Source organism: Agrobacterium sp. FDAARGOS_525 (genome assembly GCF_003938925.1).
Classification (GTDB): Bacteria; Pseudomonadota; Alphaproteobacteria; order Rhizobiales; family Rhizobiaceae; genus Agrobacterium; species Agrobacterium pusense.
The window spans coordinates 1,223,425-1,238,261 of sequence record NZ_RKIU01000004.1 but is presented as its reverse complement, the minus strand read 5'-3'; the positions used below and the strand labels follow the sequence as shown (position 1 = coordinate 1,238,261).

Genomic DNA, 14,837 nt, shown 5'->3' with positions numbered 1-14,837 from the left:
TCGCACGATCGCCTGCCGCGTGTCCGACGGCTTCATCGCACCGGTCTTGGCCGCCACCGAGAGGTTCTCCCGTAGAAGAGCCGTTATCCGCTCCTCGCCCATGCGCTGATGCCAGCGCGTCATCGACGAACGGTCCAAATGCAATCTGTGCTGGAAGAGCTCCCCACCGCAAAAATACTGGAAGTACGGACTGTCGTGGTAGCGGACGCAAACCCCATCATCCGACAAATTGAATGTATGCTTGAGGATTGCCAGCCCTGCCATCAGCCGGGTCGGCAGCTGCCGCATACCTGATCCATCCTGCAAAACCTTGCCAAAACGCTCTTTCAGAAACGGCCAGTCGATCATCTGCGCCAACTGGACCAGCTCATGTTGCATGTCCTTCCCTTACTGCTGCTCACCATAAGATCTCAGATCTGAATGGCAGCTCCGAAAAAAATCCAACCGGAATGTCGCATCGGGCGCCGCACTTCGTATCAGTAGCAATTCATCCATTCGGGAAGCTGCTGATGATTGAAAAATACCGACCGAAAACCATCGCAGCGCTGGCGCGAGCAACGGCCGTTTGCCTCGGGGCCAACCAGTTATGGAGTAGGTCAATCTTTCAGAATGCACCGTTGCCTCGAACCCTTGGCAACAGGTCGGATGGCGATTGCCGTTAATTGCATTTCGCTCCGTGGCAAGAAAGAAACTGCCCGGACATCGACCTTCTATTCAGCATTACAAGCGAGGGACAATGAGTAAGAGGCGCGGTTTTACCTGCTTTGCTTTGATGCTGCTTGCCGGCATTTCCGTCTCTGTTAACGCGGCTGCCCGCGAGCGGCCCGTCACGATCCCATGGGAGAACGAATCCATCGAGGCGCTCTGTTTCCCGATGGAAAACGGAATGCCGAATACCGTTTGCGTCACTCTGTATGCCGCCGAGGACGGATATGAGCTGTGCGTGTCGAACGAGGCGGCTTCGACGGAGAGATGTGTCAGCGCCTACCGCTTTGGCGACCCTGATGGCTCCGAAGACGATGGGCCAAACGACAGCCGTTGGAGCGTCGTCAACTTGTAAATATTTGAACGACTTTGATCTGCTCGTTCAAGTTGTCGGACGCGTTGACTCAGGAAAGCTCAACGATTTCAAAGGAGAAAGTTATGAACATAAAGCGTATTTGGGTTACGCGCCGCCGTATCCTGGGTGCATTGGCAGCGCTGTGTATGGCCGTCGCATCAGGCCCGGCTGTAGCGGCAACAAAAGGAGCGACGGTCGGCAGCGTCAATCTGAGGGCCGGGCCGGGAACATGGTATCCAGTGGTCATGACGATGCCGCCGAGCGCAGCTCTTACCATCTACGGGTGCCTTGATGCAGCGTCCTGGTGCGACGTCTCGTGGGGAGGAGCACGCGGCTGGGTCTCTTCGAACTATGTCAGCATCTACTATCAAGGCCAAACAGTAGCTCTTTCACCGGCGCTCATTCCGATGATCGGATTGACCGTTGTCGCCTTCAATCAGGCTTACTGGAACAACCATTATGCCGGCCAGCCGTGGCACGGACAGTGGAACACGTATTATCGCGGCGGCCCGGGCTACGGCGGCGTTGCGCGAGGTGGCTGCGTCGGAGCGGCATGCGGCGGTTCTGCCGTTGTTCGCGGCCCTTACGGCGGCGGCGCCGCGGCACGAGGAGCATGCGGCCCAGACCGTTGCGCCGGTGGCGCGATCATGCGGCAGCCTGGTGGCGGCCTCCAATTCCGTAGGGGCGTCGTGGAGCGTTAAGACGAACCTCAAGCCGGAGACGAGTACACGCCGTCCCCGATCGTTAGCCATGACGCAAGTCAGGCCGAGGCGGATCACCGCCTCGGGATTTTCGTTCAAAAGCTGAGGACCGTTCTGCCGGTGAAGAAAACACCGTGACAGCGGGCCATGCACATGAGGTGAACTTTGGATAATCGCGCAAATAGTCTGACCCCGATTTCCGGTCCGTCCCAGGCACCTCGGAGGCGGCCTTCCAATATTTGGGTGCGTGGCCTGGCGGCTTGCGCGATGGCGCTCGCCCTCGCCGCCTGCGCAACAACACCGCCACCGTCTCAAGCGCTGTCTTCGTCGGCGTTTCTACGCCCGACCTCGGACAAGACAAGGCCCTATGCCTACCGTCGGCCGGATGTGAATTTCGCAGCCTACAGTCGTGTGATTATTCCACCCACGGCGATCTATGCAGGGCCGGACGCCCAATTCGGCAAGATGTCGGCTACCGACCGGCAGGCACTTGCCAGCTACATGCATCAGGAGTTTTCCAAGGTCCTCAGCCGACGTCTTCAACTCGTTGCACAGCCCGGACCGGGTACGTTGCGCGCCAGGCTGACACTGACCGGTGCAGAAGCAAGCACACCGGTGCTGTCCACCGTTTCGCATGTTCTGCCGGTCGGCCTTGTCGTCAATGCGGGCGCTCAGGCCACTGGCGGTCGCGGCACATTCTCCGGCTGGGTGTCCTATGCCGTCGAGATCGAGGATGCCCAGACCGGCGCCCTGCTCTACGCCCATGTTGCGAGCAGAAGCGCGAACGCACTCGACATCACCGCCAATTTCGGGGGGCTCGACGCCGCGAAGGCCGGGGTACGCTCGGCGGCGGACCAACTGGGCAAAGAATTGGCCGGCAGCACCCGGTAGCCGCAAGCGTCAATGCGTCAGCCGTTTCGCCCAACGCGTCTGGACGTCAAGACACGACAAGCGCCCCGCGCCAGAAATCTGCCGGCTCGAAGCCTCGCAGACAATCGCAGGAGATCTTACTCTGACTGGAAGTTATTTGAAGAAGCAAGAACGATATGATGCCGGCGAGTTTACGAGCCGGCATCGCACTTCCAAAATTCGATTTCGCGTGATTGGTCTCGGTTTGACCGGCATGTTGCTTGCGGCATGCGACGACAATGCCAAGACAACAGCGGCGCCACCGCAGCCGGTACGCGTGATTCACGCTGCAATGATCGAGCATCAGCGCAGCACAGGCGTCTCAGGCGAGATACGAGCGCGCATCCAGACCGACCTCGCGTTCCGCTCCGCCGGCAAGGTCATAGAGCGGCGGGTGGATATCGGTTCACATGTGCACGCCGGAGATGTTCTGGCTCGGATCGATGACACCGAGCAACGCGCCGACGTGGAGTCGGCTGAGGCTGGTCTTCTGGCGGCGCAAGCGACACTCAATCAAAAGAAACTCGCCTTTCAGCGCTATCAGACATTGGTGGAGACACGCGCAATCGCCCAGTCGACCTACGATCAGGCGAAAGAGGAATTGGCGACGGCAGAAGGGTCGCTGGAGTCCGCCAAAGCGTCCCTGGCGATCACTCGCGACGCACTCTCCCACACCGAACTCAAAGCCAATGCTGACGGCATCATCACTGCGCGCAGCATCGAGGTTGGGCAGGTCGTATCAGCGGCACAGCCTGCCTTCACGCTCGCCCATGATGGTCCCCGTGATGCGGTCTTCGATGTCTTCGAGGCATTTTTCCTGGCCGGGCCACCGGGCGATGAGGCGACCGTGGTGCCAGTCTCGAATCCTGGCGGTGGTATCCCTGCAAAAGTGAGAGAGGTCGCGCCGGTCATCGATACGACGACCGGAACGATCCGCGTGAAATTGGCACTTCCCGACAATGTCCAATGGTCCCTTGGAACTCCCGTGATCGGCACTTTTCAAGCGTCTCAAGAGGCTGCGATCACATTGCCGTGGAGCGCGATGGCGTCGGCTGACGGGAAGCCCGCAGTTTGGATCGTGGATGCGGCCAAGCGCACCGTCGCACTTCGCCCGATCACTGTAGCAAGTTACCGCGCAGGCGAATTCACTGCCGCAAAGGGGGTCTCCGCACAGGAACTGGTTGTCACGGAAGGCGGCAAGTTCCTTCGGCCCGACCAGGTCGTGAACTGGGAGGGTAACTGAGATGAAGCGCCCGTCCCCAGCTACTATGCTCTATATCGCAACAGTCATCGTCTGGTCCTTACCCTACCAGCCCGCTGCAGCGGAAAACACGCCACCGCGACCCGTAGTCTGGATGGACGTGACAGCCGGTCGTTCCCAAGCCTTGAGTTTTGCCGGTGTCGTTCAGCCGCGGGTGGAGACCGAACTCGCATTCCGGGTTCTTGGCCGTGTTATCGCGCGACAGGTTGAGACAGGCGACATCGTCAGGAAGGGCGACATTCTCGCGGAGATCGATCCGCTCACATTGCAGCTCGCCGTGATCAGCGCGCAAGCCGATCTCAGAAATGCGAATGCCCAACTCGAGAACGCCGTGATTAACGAGCAACGCAAACGCATGCTCGCTGCGACTAACACCGCCAGCGTTGCCGACCTCGAACTTGCCGAACAGGGGCTCAAGTCGGCACAGGCGAATGTCGCGAAAGCGCAAGCCAATCTGGCCAAGACCCGGGAGCAGCTTGGCTATGCTCGGTTAGAGGCGGAGTTCGACGGCGTGATCACCTCAACCTCCGTTGAAGTGGGCCAGACCGTTACAGCCGGACAAGCCGTCCTGAAACTCGCGCGGCTCGATCAGCGCGATGTCATCATAGACGTGCCCGAGGCGCAGGTTTCGTCTATCACTTCGTCCAACCATGTAGACGTTGCGCTGCAGCTCGATGGCAGCTTGCGGACATCCGGACAGGTCCGGGAGATCGCTCCGCAGGCGGACGCGGACACCCGAACCTACAGGGTGAAAATCGCCCTGGAAAAGCCCCCCGAGGTCTTCCGCTTCGGTGCGGTCGTGACCGCCACGTTCACGGAGCGCCAACGCATCCAAGCCGTGGAAGTGCCCCGCTCGGCAATCGTGGAGAAGAATGGCGTCCCTAGTGTTTGGGTGATCGATCCGAATACCCTGAGCGTGTCGTCGCGTACGGTTGTCCTGGAACAAACCGGGCCGGAGAACCCACTTGTACGGGTCAAATCGGGACTGACCGCGGAAGAAAGAGTCGTGGTTGCAGGAGTCAGTGAACTTCAGGAGGGACAGAAGATAAGGCCAGGACAGGAGATGCGCCCATGAAGAATTTCAATCTATCGGACTGGGCGCTCGAACATCGTTCCTTCGTCTGGTATTTCATGATCGCCTTCGCGGTCGCTGGCATGTACGCTTACCTCAACCTTGGACGCGAGGAGGATCCGTCTTTTACTATCAAGACGATGGTGATCCAGGCGCAATGGCCGGGCGCTTCGGCCGAAGAGGTCACCCAGCAGGTCACCGATCGCATCGAGAAAAAGCTTCAGGAGCTCGACAGCCTCGATCGGACGCGGAGCCTCACGACCGCCGGCAAGACCACGATCTTCGTTGATCTTCTTCCGACCACCAAGGCGCGCAATGTCCCAGCGACCTGGCAGCGCGTCCGCAACATGATTGGCGACATCCAGCAGCAGTTTCCGTCAGGCGTCGTCGGCCCCTTCTTCAACGATCAATTCGGCGATGTTTACGGAAACATCTTTGCCTTCACCGCCGACGGCTTGAATCAGAGGCAGTTGCGCGATCTCGTCGAGGATGCCCGCACCAAGGTCCTGACAGTGCCGAATGTTGGCAAGGTCGACATCATTGGCGCCCAGGACGAGGTGATCTATCTGGAGTTCTCCACCCGCAAGATCGCAGCGCTTGGAATCAATCAGTCCGACATCGTCGAAACCCTGCAAAAGCAGAATGCCGTCACCCAATCGGGCTTCATCGACGCCGGGCCGGAGCGCATCGCTCTGCGCGTCGGTGGCCGCTTCATCTCCGAAGACAGCCTCCGGGCGATCAACCTGCGCGTCAACGATCGCTTTTTTCCGCTGACGGATGTTGCAACCGTCAAACGTGGTTACGTCGATCCTCCATCGTCGCTGTTCCGGTTCAATGGCAAGCCGGCGATCGGGCTTGCAATCGGAATGAAGGCCGGTGGCAATCTACTCGAATTTGGTCACGCTCTCGACGAGATGATGGAGCGCATCGTGCAGGATCTGCCGCTCGGCGTGTCCGTCGATCATGTCTCAGATCAACCGGCCGTGGTCGACGAAGCCGTTTCCGGCTTTACCAGAGCTTTGTTCGAGGCTGTCGCCATCGTGCTCGCCATCAGCTTCATCAGCCTTGGCCTGCGCGCCGGGCTGGTCGTGGCGATCTCCATCCCGCTGGTGCTCGCCATCACCTTCATGGTGATGCAGTATTCCGGTATTTCGCTGCAGCGTATCTCGCTCGGCGCCCTCATTATCGCGCTCGGCCTTCTGGTCGACGATGCAATGATCGCCGTCGAAATGATGGTGGCCCGCCTGGAGGTCGGTGACACTCTGCGCAAGGCCGCGACCCATGTCTACATATCGACTGCCTTTCCGATGCTGACCGGCACGCTGGTCACCGTCGCAGGGTTCCTGCCGATCGGTTTCAACAACAGCAGCGCCGGCGAATTCACCTTCACGCTTTTCGTCGTACTGGCGGTTTCGCTGACCGTGTCCTGGATCGTCGCCGTTCTGTTCACCCCTCTGCTGGGCGTGACGATCCTGCCGAAGACAATGAAAAAGCACGAGGAGCACAAGAGCCGTATGGGAGCAGCCTTCTCATGGCTGCTTCAGCTCTGCCTTCGCTTTCGCTGGACGACCATCATCGTGACAGTCGCCGCGTTTGGCCTGTCCGTTGCCGGGATGTCGCTGGTTCAGCAGCAATTCTTTCCCGCGTCCGACCGTCCGGAGTTGATCATCGACTGGAACCTGCCGCAAAACAGTTCCATGGCCGAGACGAACCGGCAGATGGCGCAATTCGAGCGGGAGAAGCTCGCCGGCAATCCCGACATCGATCACTGGTCGAGCTATGTCGGTAGGGGTGCCCCGCGCTTCATTCTGTCCTTCGACGTCCAGCCCGACGATCCCACCTTCGGCCAGATCGTCATCGTCTCGAAGGGTCTTGAGGTCCGCGACCGGCTCAGGGCCGACTTGCAGGCTTATTTGCTGAAGACTTTTCCGGGCACCGACGCTTTCGTCAAGACGCTGGACTTCGGTCCGCCGGTCGGCAAGCCGGTCCAGTACCGAATTTCTGGCCCGGATATTCAGAAAGTGCGCGAGTTAGCGCAAAAAACTGCCGGGATCGTGATGTCCGATTCTTCTCTGACCGGCCTCGTCTTCGACTGGAATGAGCCTGCACGGGTAGTGAAGGTCGACGTTCTCCAGGACAAGGCCCGGCAGCTCGGTGTTTCTTCCGAGGATATCGCAACGGCGCTGAACGGCATCGTCCAGGGCGCGACCGTGACGCAGGTCCGCGATGCGATCTATCTGATCAACGTTGTCGGACGGGCGGAGGCACAAGAACGCGCCTCTATTGACAGTCTGCTCGATCTCCAACTGCCAAGCGCCAGCGGGAAGTCCATCCCGCTCTCCTCCGTCGCCAAATTCGATTACGACCTGGAGCAACCGACGATCTGGCGACGCAACCGGATACCGACGATCACGATCAAGGCCGGTATAAGGGACACGATGCAGCCTGCGACGATAGTTCGGCAGCTCGACCCGAAGATAGAAGAACTGAAAGCCTCTTTGGAACCGGGATACGATATCGCCGTCGGCGGTACGGTCGAGGAGAGCTCCAAGTCCCAGGCGCCGATTATCAATGTGGTGCCGGTCATGATTTTCGTCATGACGACGCTTCTGATGACGCAACTTCAAAGCTTCCATAGATTGCTCCTCGTCTTCTCGGTCGCCCCGCTCGCCTTGATCGGTGTCGTCGCTGTGCTCGTTCTGAGTCGAGCGCCATTAGGTTTCGTCGCAATCCTCGGCGTGCTTGCCCTGATCGGTATCCTCATCCGAAACTCGGTCATCCTGATCGTCCAGATCGAAGACCTGCGCAAGGCAGGGACCCCTCCGTGGCAGGCCGTCGTCGAGGCGACGGAGCATCGGATGCGACCGATCATGCTGACGGCCGCCGCGGCGACGCTGGCGTTGATCCCCATCTCAAGAGAGGTGTTCTGGGGACCGATGGCCTACGCCATGATGGGCGGCATCGTCGTCGGAACCGTCCTGACCCTGCTGTTCCTTCCCGCTCTCTACGTAACCTGGTTCAGGATTCCCCGCGATGTCGAACACAATTGACTACACGTCATCGCTACGACGGCTTTCGTCAATGAATGCCGTTGCCGCCCGAAAAGCCTGCTCACGCAATTCGCGCTCATGGCGAGGGCGCATCGTATTGTTTCCCCTCCTTCTTTCCATGCTCAGCGGCTGCGCGGGCCGGCCGGAGAATGTCCTTCAGCCCGTGGCGTTGACGACGAACGACACAAGCCGCGTCGACATGCTGGTCGCGACCACCCGAAAACCCGCCGCAGATCCCGGCGAGCTTTATTCCGGAGAGCGCGGAACGGCGATCTCGCTCAACAACCTCACCGTTTCCATCCCGCCGGATGAGGCGCGGAAGGTCGGGGAGGTCCAGTGGCCGAAGCGCGTGCCCCCGAACCCTGAGAAAGAGTTCGCCGTGCTCAAGGACGAGAAGGTCAGCTCAGAGCATCAGGCGCTCAACTGGTTTCGCAAGAACCGTAATGCAAAGCGGCAGGTGATCATCTTCGTGCATGGCTTCAACAACACCTATGCAGATGCTGTCTTTCGTTTTGCCCAGATCACCCATGACGCGGGAACCGATGCCGCTCCGATCCTGTTCACCTGGCCCTCCCGTGCCAGCGTTCTTGGCTATCTCTACGACAAGGAAAGCACGAACTATTCACGCCGTGCCCTGGAGGATTTGATCATCCAGGCTGCCCGCAGCCCTGACGTCGGCGATATCACGATCCTTGCCCATTCCATGGGGACATGGCTGACGGCCGAGGCTCTGCGCGGGATCGCGATGCGCGAAAAGACGATCCCGGCGAAGGTCCGCAACGTCGTGCTGGCGTCGCCCGATATCGATGTCGACGTCTTCCGCCGTCAACTCATAGAGATGGGGCCGAAGCGGCCGCAGTTCACCATTTTTGCCTCGACGCGCGACCGGGCGCTTGAGGTTTCGAGATGGATCTCCGGTGGAGTCAACCGTGTCGGCGGTGTCGATACCACCCCTTATACCGGCGTGCTGAAACAGCTTGGGATCACAGTGATCGATACCAGCACCGTGCGTTCCAAGGACGCCCTCGGTCACAACGCCTTTGCCGATAGTCCAGAAATCATCGGGCTCCTGGGGAAACGTCTGGCTGGACAATCCCTCGAGGGCGGCCAGGTGACATTGGCCGATCACGTCGGGATGGCTGCAATCGGTACGGTCAATCTGGCCGGCTCCGCGGCGAGAACTGTCGTTGCGGCCCCGATGTCGGTGGTCAGCCCAGAAGCGCGAAAGATCTTGCAACAGGAACTGTCCGGGACGTCTGGAGGACTAGTCAATGGCCAGATCGCTTACTGACTGTCAGCGAGGTTGTATCGTTGGCTTTTAACGATGAAGGGAAAATGGGCAATGAACGTCACTTATGGTTTTGGCGGCTATATTGTACCCATTACTGGCGCAGCCAGCGGTATTGGGCTCGAGGTTGCTCAAGCAATGATGTGGCTTGCATCGGACGCTGGCAGCTACGTGATTGGCCATGCACTACCTGTCGACGGTGGTGTGGCCATGGGTGGCAACGCCAGACATCTGGAAGACTGATCAACTACGACGGAAATCCGGCATCCTGCTGACAATGAGCTCATGCAGCCGCCGGTCCAGCAATATTTCCGTTGGGGAGACAATGTCTTCCAGCCGTCGCAAGAGTTCACTTCTTTCTATCACTCAGTAAATTCTGGGTGCCCATCACCATGACCAACAATAATCTCAGTCGTCAACGAATAAACGCAATAGTTTCTGTATTTTCACTTGCCATCATCCCACATGAACGGATATATGGTCGCTGATAGTCATCACATGATGACTTGGAATTAGCATGTCGATTCAGGGGATGCTGGTTTTTCCCACGTCAGCCAAACTGTTGGCGTGCTTTGGGCGAGCTGAGGGCGGGAATATGCAGCAAAAAAATTTCAACACGGCAGCCTCATTGGACGCCGCAGAAATCAATCTAATCCATCGCTACTGGTGCGCCGCCAATTATCTATCGGTCGGCCAGATCTATCTTCTCGATAATCCGCTCCTGCGCGAACCGCTGCAGCCCCAGCATATCAAGCCGCGCCTGCTCGGCCACTGGGGCACAACGCCGGGGCTGAACTTCATCTACGCGCATCTCAACCGGGTGATCAAAAAGCGCAACCTCAGCGTCATCTATATTTGCGGTCCGGGCCATGGCGGCCCAGGCATGGTCGCCAATACCTGGCTCGAGGGCATCTATAGCGAGATCTATCCAGAGGTTCCGGAAGACGCCGAGGGCATGCACAGGCTGTTCCGGCAGTTCTCCTTCCCCGGCGGCATTCCGAGCCATGCGGCACCGGAAACGCCCGGATCGATCCATGAAGGCGGCGAACTCGGCTATGCACTCGTGCATGCGTATGGCGCGGCCTTCGACAACCCGAACCTGATCGTCGCCTGCGTGGTGGGTGACGGTGAGGCGGAAACCGGACCGCTCGCCGCAAGCTGGCATTCCAACAAGTTTCTCAACCCCGCCCGCGACGGTGCCGTTCTGCCGATTCTGCATTTGAACGGCTACAAGATCGCCAATCCGACGCTGCTTTCGCGCATTCCCGACGAGGATCTCAAGAAACTGTTCGAAGGCTATGGCTACGAGCCGATCTTCGTCGAAGGCCATGAGCCGGAAGCGATGCACCGGCTGATGGCAGGCGCAATGGACAAGGCAACGGATACGATCCGGGTTATCCAGGACAAGGCTCGCCATAGTTCAAAGGGGGGTGGAACGCCCTATGCCGAACTGCCGCGCTGGCCGATGATCGTGCTGCGCAGCCCGAAAGGTTGGACGGGGCCAAAGGAAGTCGACGGCAAGAAGGTCGAGGGTTTCTGGCGCTCGCACCAGGTGCCGGTCGCCAATTGCCGGGAGAATGAAGACCACCGCAAGATCCTCGAAGAGTGGATGCGTTCCTACGATCCGGAAGATCTGTTCGACCTCGCTGGCGGGCTGAAGCCGGAACTGAAGGCGCTGGCGCCGGAAGGCGAACGCCGCATGGGTGCCAACCCGCATGCCAATGGCGGGGTGCTGCGCAAGGAATTGAAATGCCCGCCGCTTTCCGACTACGCGGTCGATGTGCCGGAGCCCGGCAAGACCGTGGTGCAGACGACGGAAGTCCTCGGGAAATATCTACGGGACATCCTGACCCTCAACGATACGGAGAAGAATTTTCGCATCTTCGGCCCGGACGAGACGGAATCGAACCGGCTGGGTGCCGTGTTCGACGTGACCGACCGCGTTTGGATGGAGAAGATCGAACCCTATGACGTACATCTGTCGCCCGACGGGCGGGTGATGGAAGTGCTGTCGGAGCATCTGTGCCAGGGATGGCTGGAAGGCTACCTGCTGACCGGCCGGCACGGCTTCTTCTCCTGCTACGAAGCCTTCATCCACATCATCGACAGCATGTTCAACCAGCATGCCAAGTGGCTGAAGGTGACGCGCGAGCTAGAATGGAGAAAGCCGGTCTCGTCGCTCAACTACCTGCTCACCTCGCACGTGTGGCGGCAGGACCATAACGGCTTCAGCCACCAGGATCCGGGCTTCGTCGATCTCGTCGCCAACAAGAAGGCAGACGTGGTGCGCATCTACCTGCCGCCAGATGCCAACACGCTTCTGTGGGTGGCCGACCATTGCCTCAAAACCTGGGACCGGATCAACGTGATCGTCGCCGGCAAGCAGCCGGAGCCGCAATGGCTCAGCATCGAGGATGCCGCCAAGCATTGCCAGGCCGGTATCGGCATATGGGACTGGGCTGGCAATGAAGAGGATACGATCTCGCCTGACGTGGTGATGGCATGCGCCGGCGACGTGCCGACGATGGAAACACTGGCTGCGGTATCCATTCTGAGAGAAGCGATCCCGGACCTGAAGATTCGCGTCGTCAACGTCGTCGACCTGATGACGCTGCAATCAAAGGATCAGCATCCGCACGGGATTTCCGACGAGGATTTCGACCGGATGTTCACCACCGAGCGGCCGGTGATCTTCGCCTATCACGGCTACCCCTACCTCATCCACCGGCTGACCTATAAACGCACCAACCATCAGAACATCCATGTTCGAGGTTTCGTTGAGGAAGGCACGACCACGACGCCCTTCGACATGACAGTGCTGAACCAGCTCGACCGCTACCACCTCGCCATCGAGGCGATCGAGCGCGTGCCGGGCCTGAAGGAAAGGGCCGGTCATGTGGTCGAAAGCCTGCGCGGCAAGCTGCAGGAGCATTTCGCCTATGTCTGTGAACATGGCGAGGATATGCCAGAAATCAGGGACTGGGCATGGCGATCCGGTTCTTAGTTTTCGACAGTAGAACAACATCCAGCCTGTCCCTGCTCCAGAACGTTTGTGACAAGAATTCGAGACGTTTCCTATGGTTCGTATCCTAGCCCAAGCAATTCTGTCTGCTGCAGGCGTTGTGGTGGCCCTCTTCGTTTCAAGAGACGCGGTGGGTTTTCCTGTCTACGAAATGGTCGGCACGCTGTTGTTGATCGCAGCTTTGGCTGTCATCGTCTGGTACGGTCCGCGTGTTGTTAAAGCGCTCTTCGGCCCCCGCTCCAAAGAGTGATCGAACAGGGTGAGGAAGGTGTGCGTGACACGGAACAGCAATCCTTCCTGAAGCTATGAAATGCTCGAAAACGGAAAATTCACGAAGGTAAACAATGCGGAGTTGCAACAGGAGATAGCGTGGAGGAGTTTCTTGAGCGAGTAAAGCATACCAGGCTCTCGCTTCGGGATAAGCACATCATTCTTGATGCTCTGCCAATTCCAATCTCGTGGGCGACAATACCGGTGGGTAATATCCAATTCATGAACCGTGCTTTCAAGGAGACCTTCGGTTATAACGAAAGTCATTTCTCAACTGTGGATGCATGGATTGAACAAAGCTATCCAAAACTGGAACAGCAACTGTTAGCTCGTCAGTACTGGAACCGTCTGTGGAAAGCCGATTCCACCGGAATATCCAAAGTAGAACCATTGGAACTGGACGTGGTGTCGGCGAATGGCGGTATCGTCACCGTCAACCAGCGTGGCGTCCTTCTACATGACATAAGGGTCGGGATTGCTACATTCGAGGATTTCTCCGACCGAAAGCGGGTGGAGGAGACGCTAAGACGCATCGCCTTCGAAGACCCGTTGACGAGCCTTGGTAATCGGCAGCGGTTGTCAGCGAAATGGACCAGTATCGCAACATCTTATGAAGACGACGTGCGGCCGATGACCGCTCTTATTCTGATCGATCTCGATGATTTCAAGAAAATCAATGAACTACTGGGACATGATGCCGGTGACGAAGCGCTGTTCTTGATCGCCAACAGGCTTCGCGCGTGTGTTCGCGGCGACGATACAGTGTACCGATTAGGTGGGGATGAGTTTGCCATTCTCGTCGAGAACATGAGATCGCCGTACCAGGCAGAGCAGGTTTGCCGACGTGTCGAAAGAGCGCTCAAGTGTCCCATCCGGATTGCCGGGACGAGGATTGTGCTTGGCGCAAGCGTTGGTGTGAGCTTCTATCCTGACGACGCGACTGATCTGGCAGAAAATCGAATCAAGCGGGCCAGTAAGGGTGGGTGGGCATGGTTCTCACCACCGGAAGCCAAGAGATATCCGAAGGGCTCACCGGAACGCAACGTGCATGACCTCGAGCGGCCTATTACGGACAATGGAGGTGTCGGCGTTCGCATGACGGGATAGCGGAGCGACCGACCGAGCAAGTCAAGTTGGCAGCATAGATGAATGGCGAAGGGAAAAAAGCGAAAGCAAGGGATTGGATGCGGACTTCAAGAACCAAATTGTCGCTCGGCGATTACTTTTAGGGCAGCATAAAAGACTGTTGGATGCCAGACCTCGCGCTTGACCTGCGATACTTACGATACGCGTTATTGGTTGCCGAACACGGAAGTTTTCGCCGTGCGGCGGATGCCGTCGCCATGTCCCAATCTACTGTAAGCCGCCGAGTCCAACTGCTTGAACGGCGTCTTGGCGTACCCCTTTTTACTCGCAGTCGGACCGGAGCAAAATTGACCGCTGCAGGAGCGCGGTTTCTGCAAAACGCAGCATTCGGCGCATCTCATTTGCATCAAGCTGTGAAGGACATGCAAACGGCGCATCACGGCGACACAGGTGAGATACGAATCGGGCTGATGACGTCCCTGGCAAGCGGCTTCCTTCCCAATCTCGTAGGCGAATATCATTCCCGCTTCCGCGGTGTAGAGGTGAAAATAGAGGAATCGACGTCCGAAGTGGCAGCCGCCAATCTTCTCAGCGGCCGCATCGATGTGGCCTTTCTTCCGAGAGAGCCTCAGTTAGCCGGTTGCAAAACGGTTCAACTGTGGACCGAGCGACTTTTCCTCGCGCTGCCAAAACGACATCTTCTTGCAACGGCAGAGAGCGTTTCCTGGGCAGATGTGCGCAACGAGACATTCTTGATCCCGGCCGGTATCGCTGGGGCGGAATTGGATCAATATCTGCTGCGGCAGCTTTCCAGATCCGATTCCGAACCGAGAATATCCATTCAGGGAGTCGGACGAGATAATCTTTTGAACATGGTCGGAGAGGGGTTCGGCATTTCGCTCATATTGTCGTCAACGTCCGGCGGCGCACACAAGGAAGTCGTGTTCGTTCCCATCTCGGATGGCCTGGAAGACATTCGTTTTAGTGCTGTCTGGTCGCCAAAGAATCACAATCCAGCACTGAAGCACTTCCTGGACCTGGCTACGGGAAAAGCGCGATGGAATGCAATTGTCAATCAGGCCGATAGCGCTCGGTGAGCGTTGCCGGGTGCTCCGCTA

12 protein-coding genes and 1 pseudogene are annotated in these 14,837 nt (G+C 58.4%); 12 read left to right on the top strand and 1 reads right to left on the bottom strand.

Annotated features, from left to right (window positions below):
* Positions 1 to 3: 3 nt before the first annotated feature.
* Positions 4 to 381 (bottom strand): annotated as a pseudogene (locus EGT36_RS22105) (transposase); the annotation flags it as partial.
* A 355-nt stretch (positions 382 to 736) separates the two neighbouring features.
* Here EGT36_RS22105 and EGT36_RS31135 point away from each other — a divergent pair.
* From EGT36_RS31135 to EGT36_RS22045, 12 genes are all read left to right on the top strand, one after another.
* Complete coding sequence (locus tag EGT36_RS31135; protein WP_235906872.1) at positions 737 to 1,060, top strand: hypothetical protein; 324 nt, start codon at positions 737 to 739, stop codon at positions 1,058 to 1,060.
* Positions 1,061 to 1,143: 83 nt separating this feature from the next.
* The gene (locus EGT36_RS22095) at positions 1,144 to 1,761 is read left to right on the top strand and encodes an SH3 domain-containing protein (protein WP_097143472.1); all 618 of its coding nucleotides are present in this window, start codon (positions 1,144 to 1,146) and stop codon (positions 1,759 to 1,761) included.
* 267 nt (positions 1,762 to 2,028) lie between these two features.
* Positions 2,029 to 2,652 carry a DUF3313 domain-containing protein gene (locus tag EGT36_RS22090; RefSeq protein ID WP_235906873.1) on the top strand — a complete coding sequence of 208 codons (624 nt, stop codon included), beginning with the start codon at positions 2,029 to 2,031 and terminating at the stop codon, positions 2,650 to 2,652.
* A gap of 232 nt (positions 2,653 to 2,884) precedes the next feature.
* Complete coding sequence (locus tag EGT36_RS22085; RefSeq protein ID WP_097143476.1) at positions 2,885 to 3,913, top strand: efflux RND transporter periplasmic adaptor subunit; 1,029 nt, start codon at positions 2,885 to 2,887, stop codon at positions 3,911 to 3,913.
* A gap of 112 nt (positions 3,914 to 4,025) precedes the next feature.
* The gene (locus EGT36_RS22080) at positions 4,026 to 5,006 is read left to right on the top strand and encodes an efflux RND transporter periplasmic adaptor subunit (RefSeq protein ID WP_151610257.1); all 981 of its coding nucleotides are present in this window, start codon (positions 4,026 to 4,028) and stop codon (positions 5,004 to 5,006) included.
* The gene (locus EGT36_RS22075; protein ID WP_097143473.1) at positions 5,003 to 8,053 is read left to right on the top strand and encodes an efflux RND transporter permease subunit; all 3,051 of its coding nucleotides are present in this window, start codon (positions 5,003 to 5,005) and stop codon (positions 8,051 to 8,053) included. The genes EGT36_RS22080 and EGT36_RS22075 overlap by 4 nt, the downstream gene beginning before the upstream one ends.
* Positions 8,054 to 8,171: 118 nt before the next feature.
* Positions 8,172 to 9,344 (top strand): alpha/beta hydrolase, encoded by a 1,173-nt coding sequence (locus tag EGT36_RS22070; RefSeq protein WP_235906878.1) that lies wholly within the window; start codon positions 8,172 to 8,174, stop codon positions 9,342 to 9,344.
* Between the two features lie 51 nt (positions 9,345 to 9,395).
* Complete coding sequence (locus tag EGT36_RS31130) at positions 9,396 to 9,584, top strand: hypothetical protein (protein ID WP_235906875.1); 189 nt, start codon at positions 9,396 to 9,398, stop codon at positions 9,582 to 9,584.
* Between the two features lie 352 nt (positions 9,585 to 9,936).
* Positions 9,937 to 12,345, top strand: a complete 2,409-nt coding sequence (locus EGT36_RS22060) for a phosphoketolase family protein (protein ID WP_125271077.1) — start codon at positions 9,937 to 9,939, stop codon at positions 12,343 to 12,345.
* Between the two features lie 73 nt (positions 12,346 to 12,418).
* On the top strand, positions 12,419 to 12,613 hold the full coding sequence (locus EGT36_RS22055; RefSeq protein WP_125271076.1) for a hypothetical protein: 195 nt from the start codon (positions 12,419 to 12,421) through the stop codon (positions 12,611 to 12,613).
* A gap of 119 nt (positions 12,614 to 12,732) precedes the next feature.
* Positions 12,733 to 13,740 (top strand): GGDEF domain-containing protein, encoded by a 1,008-nt coding sequence (locus EGT36_RS22050; protein ID WP_125271075.1) that lies wholly within the window; start codon positions 12,733 to 12,735, stop codon positions 13,738 to 13,740.
* Between the two features lie 143 nt (positions 13,741 to 13,883).
* A complete protein-coding gene (locus EGT36_RS22045) occupies positions 13,884 to 14,816 on the top strand; it encodes a LysR family transcriptional regulator (RefSeq protein WP_125271074.1) in 933 nt (310 codons plus the stop codon).
* Positions 14,817 to 14,837: the final 21 nt, after the last annotated feature.

Excerpts from the sequence above, each read along its gene's own strand:
- EGT36_RS22060 (WP_125271077.1), top strand. The coding sequence starts at position 9,937 with ATGCAGCAAAAAAATTTCAACACGGCAGCCTCATTGGACGCCGCAGAA.
- EGT36_RS31135 (WP_235906872.1), top strand. The coding sequence starts at position 737 with ATGAGTAAGAGGCGCGGTTTTACCTGCTTTGCTTTGATGCTGCTTGCC.
- EGT36_RS31130 (WP_235906875.1), top strand. The coding sequence starts at position 9,396 with ATGAACGTCACTTATGGTTTTGGCGGCTATATTGTACCCATTACTGGC.
- EGT36_RS22080 (WP_151610257.1), top strand. The coding sequence starts at position 4,026 with ATGGACGTGACAGCCGGTCGTTCCCAAGCCTTGAGTTTTGCCGGTGTC.
- EGT36_RS22075 (WP_097143473.1), top strand. The coding sequence starts at position 5,003 with ATGAAGAATTTCAATCTATCGGACTGGGCGCTCGAACATCGTTCCTTC.
- EGT36_RS22095 (WP_097143472.1), top strand. The coding sequence starts at position 1,144 with ATGAACATAAAGCGTATTTGGGTTACGCGCCGCCGTATCCTGGGTGCA.
- EGT36_RS22085 (WP_097143476.1), top strand. The coding sequence starts at position 2,885 with ATGTTGCTTGCGGCATGCGACGACAATGCCAAGACAACAGCGGCGCCA.
- EGT36_RS22055 (WP_125271076.1), top strand. The coding sequence starts at position 12,419 with ATGGTTCGTATCCTAGCCCAAGCAATTCTGTCTGCTGCAGGCGTTGTG.
- EGT36_RS22045 (WP_125271074.1), top strand. The coding sequence starts at position 13,884 with ATGCCAGACCTCGCGCTTGACCTGCGATACTTACGATACGCGTTATTG.
- EGT36_RS22090 (WP_235906873.1), top strand. The coding sequence starts at position 2,029 with ATGGCGCTCGCCCTCGCCGCCTGCGCAACAACACCGCCACCGTCTCAA.
- EGT36_RS22070 (WP_235906878.1), top strand. The coding sequence starts at position 8,172 with ATGCTCAGCGGCTGCGCGGGCCGGCCGGAGAATGTCCTTCAGCCCGTG.